General features: G+C 67.9%; 3 protein-coding genes and 1 pseudogene. 3 read left to right on the forward strand and 1 reads right to left on the reverse strand.

Annotated features, from left to right (window positions below; translation table 11 throughout):
- A partial coding sequence (locus tag VOI19_RS17900) for a PAS domain-containing sensor histidine kinase (RefSeq protein ID WP_323794302.1) occupies window positions 1–1207 on the forward strand: 1207 nt, incomplete at its 5' end.
- Window positions 1207–1575 (forward strand): response regulator, encoded by a 369-nt coding sequence (locus VOI19_RS17905; protein WP_323794303.1) that lies wholly within the window; start codon window positions 1207–1209, stop codon window positions 1573–1575. The genes VOI19_RS17900 and VOI19_RS17905, both read left to right, overlap by 1 nt.
- On the opposite strand, the gene VOI19_RS17910 is transcribed toward VOI19_RS17905, so the two are convergent.
- On the reverse strand, window positions 1561–2217 hold the full coding sequence (locus VOI19_RS17910; RefSeq protein ID WP_323794304.1) for a TetR family transcriptional regulator: 657 nt from the start codon (window positions 2215–2217) through the stop codon (window positions 1561–1563). The genes VOI19_RS17905 and VOI19_RS17910 overlap by 15 nt on opposite strands.
- 132 nt (window positions 2218–2349) lie before the next feature.
- Between VOI19_RS17910 and VOI19_RS17915 the strand changes: the two are divergent.
- Window positions 2350–2593, forward strand: a pseudogene (locus VOI19_RS17915) (hypothetical protein); the annotation flags it as partial.

Here is a 2593-nt window from a genome sequence, read left to right on the forward strand (position 1 = left end):
CGAGGAAGAGCGCGAAGGGCTGCTCAGCGCTCAGCTGGCTGCGCGGATGGACGCCGAGCGGAGCCGGGAAGAAGTAGCTGAGCAGTATCAGCGATTGGCCTCGCTGATCGCCTCGATGGGGGAGGCCATTTTGGTCGAGGACGAGTCCCGCCGCATCGTGGTGGTCAATCAGGCTTTCTGCACGATGTTCGGGATTCAGGTCGCTCCTGACCTACTGGTGGGCGCAGACTGCTCCGACGCCGCCGAGCAGGCTCGGGTGCTGATGGCGGGGCCGGACGAGTTCGTCACGCGGATCGCCGAGATCCTCGAGACGAGGCAGCTGGTCAGCGGGGAGGAGGTGAGCTTCGCCGACGGGTCCTGTGCCGAGCGTGACTTCGTGCCGGTGTTCGTGGGCGATGCCTACCGGGGTCACCTGTGGATCTATCGCGACATCAGCGAACGCAAGATCTCCGAGCAGCAGCGCGAGGAGCTGCTCGCCGCCACTACCAGGCAGAACGAGAAGCTGGCCGAGCTCGACCAGATGAAGGACGACTTCATCTTCTCGGTCTCCCACGAGCTGCGGACCCCGCTCACCTCGATCATGACGTCGGCTGCGCTGCTGGAGAACCCTGCGCTGGGCAGTCTCGCGCGCGATCAGCGTCGGTTCCTCGACATCATCACCCGCAACTCCGAGCGGATGCTCGGCGTGCTCGGGGAGCTGCTGCTGCTCGCCCGGCTGGAGGGCGATGCGCTGCCGCTGGAGCAGGAGCGGGGCGCGCTGACCGACGTGGTCACCGCATCAGTCAACTCGATCCGGGTACAAGCGATGGACAAGCGGATCACGCTCGACGTCGCTCTCGGCGAGGGGCCAGACATCGACCTCGACCCGCTACGGATGGGTCAGGTGCTCGACAACCTGCTCTCCAACGCGATCAAGTTCACCCCGGAGGACGGGGTGGTGAGGGTCCGAACCGCCTACGACGAGGCCGGGTGGGAGCTGCGGGTCACCGACACCGGCATCGGCATCCCTGCCGAGGAGGTCGACCAGGTCTTCGCCCGGTTCTACCGGGCGAGCAACGTCGAGGAGGGAGTCGTCACCGGCACAGGTCTCGGGCTCTCCATCGCCAAGGCGATCGTCGACCTTCACCGCGGCAGGATCTCTTTCCTCAACGAGCCCGAGGGTGGGACCACCTTCTCGGTTCGTCTTGCCGACGGAGGCGTCGGCTGATGACTCCCCGGGAGACGCCGCGGATCCTGCTCGTCGAGGACGAGGCCGACATCAGGACCACGTTGGACGTGTTGCTGACTCTCGCGGGCTTCGAGGTGGTCGTTGCATGCGACGGGATCGATGGTCTCGCGGCTTGCGCAACCGAGACCCCCGACCTCGTCGTCCTCGATGTCGGTCTGCCCGGGATGGACGGTTGGGAAGTGCTGCGCCGGCTGCGTCTCGACAGTGCGGTCCCGGTTCTCGTGCTCACGGCGCACGGTCTGGAAGCCGTCCGCGATCGGGCGCTGGCGGCGGGCGCGGATGCAGCGATGGCCAAGCCCTTTCGTCACGATGAGCTGATCGAGGTGCTGCGCTCACTCCTGGGTTGAGTCTGCGGGTCCCGAGCGCCAGTTGAGGGCCCCGATGAGCACCATCCGCAGCTGGGTGCGGGCCGCGTCGCTGACGCGCTTCTCGGCGTCCGGCCGCCCGCCGGCGTCGGCCATCGCCTCGGCGGTGCCGACCATGGCGGTGACGATGAGGCTCGAGAGGACCTGAAGGTCCTCCGCGCTCCAGTGGTCGGTGCCGGGCAGTCGCGCGATGTCGGTGGCGAGCTCGCGCTCGCACAGCTCGATCTCGTGGCGGATCCTGGCTTTGACCGCGGGAGGGCCGGCCGTGCGCTCACGGGCGATGAAGCGGAACTGGCCGTGGTGACCGTGCACGTGCTGCTCGAGCGTGTCGACCGACCGGTCGACGATCGCGGTGAAGGTCGGCGCCGTGTCGTCGTTGCGGCGGATCGCGCGAAGCATGGCGCGCAGGGCCACGAAGGACTCGTCGACGAGCGCGAGGCCGAGGTCCTCGATGGAGTCGAAGTGGCGGTAGAAGGCGGTCGGGACGATGCCGACCTCCTTGGCGACCTGGCGCAAGGACAGCGCCACGAGGCTCGAGTCCTCGCACAGGTCGAGCGCAGCGTCGAGGATCGCGCGCCTGGTGCGCTCTTTCTTCTCGACTCGGGTCGGGGCCTGCTCGCTCATCGACTCCATCCTAGGGGGTGAACAGGTGTGCACGCGTGCGCGGCGTCACGTGCCGCTGGTCTTGACCGGCAACACCTTCTTTCGGGATAGTTTCGGTGAACGCATGTTCACCCATTCTCTCTGGAGGTTCTGATGAGCACCACTGCTCCCTTCAACGGCCTCGGACGCGCCGGCCGAGTTGGGCAGGGCCTCGTGCGCAGCCGGCTCGTGGCTGCCCTGGCCAGCCCGCACGGCGTCGACCGCTACCTCGAGCTGATCAACCCGATGTGGGCCGCCGAGGAGGTGCGCGCCCGCGTCGTCGCCGTACGACGCGAGAACGCCGACTCCGACGGCGCGCCCGTCGCCACCCTCACGCTCCAGCCCACCAGCACGTGGC

Source organism: Nocardioides sp., assembly GCF_034670285.1.
Classification (GTDB): Bacteria; Actinomycetota; Actinomycetes; order Propionibacteriales; family Nocardioidaceae; genus Nocardioides.

Coding starts and splice junctions, on each gene's coding strand:
- VOI19_RS17905 (WP_323794303.1), top strand. CDS start 1,207: ATGACTCCCCGGGAGACGCCGCGGATCCTGCTCGTCGAGGACGAGGCC.
- VOI19_RS17910 (WP_323794304.1), bottom strand. CDS start 2,217: ATGAGCGAGCAGGCCCCGACCCGAGTCGAGAAGAAAGAGCGCACCAGG.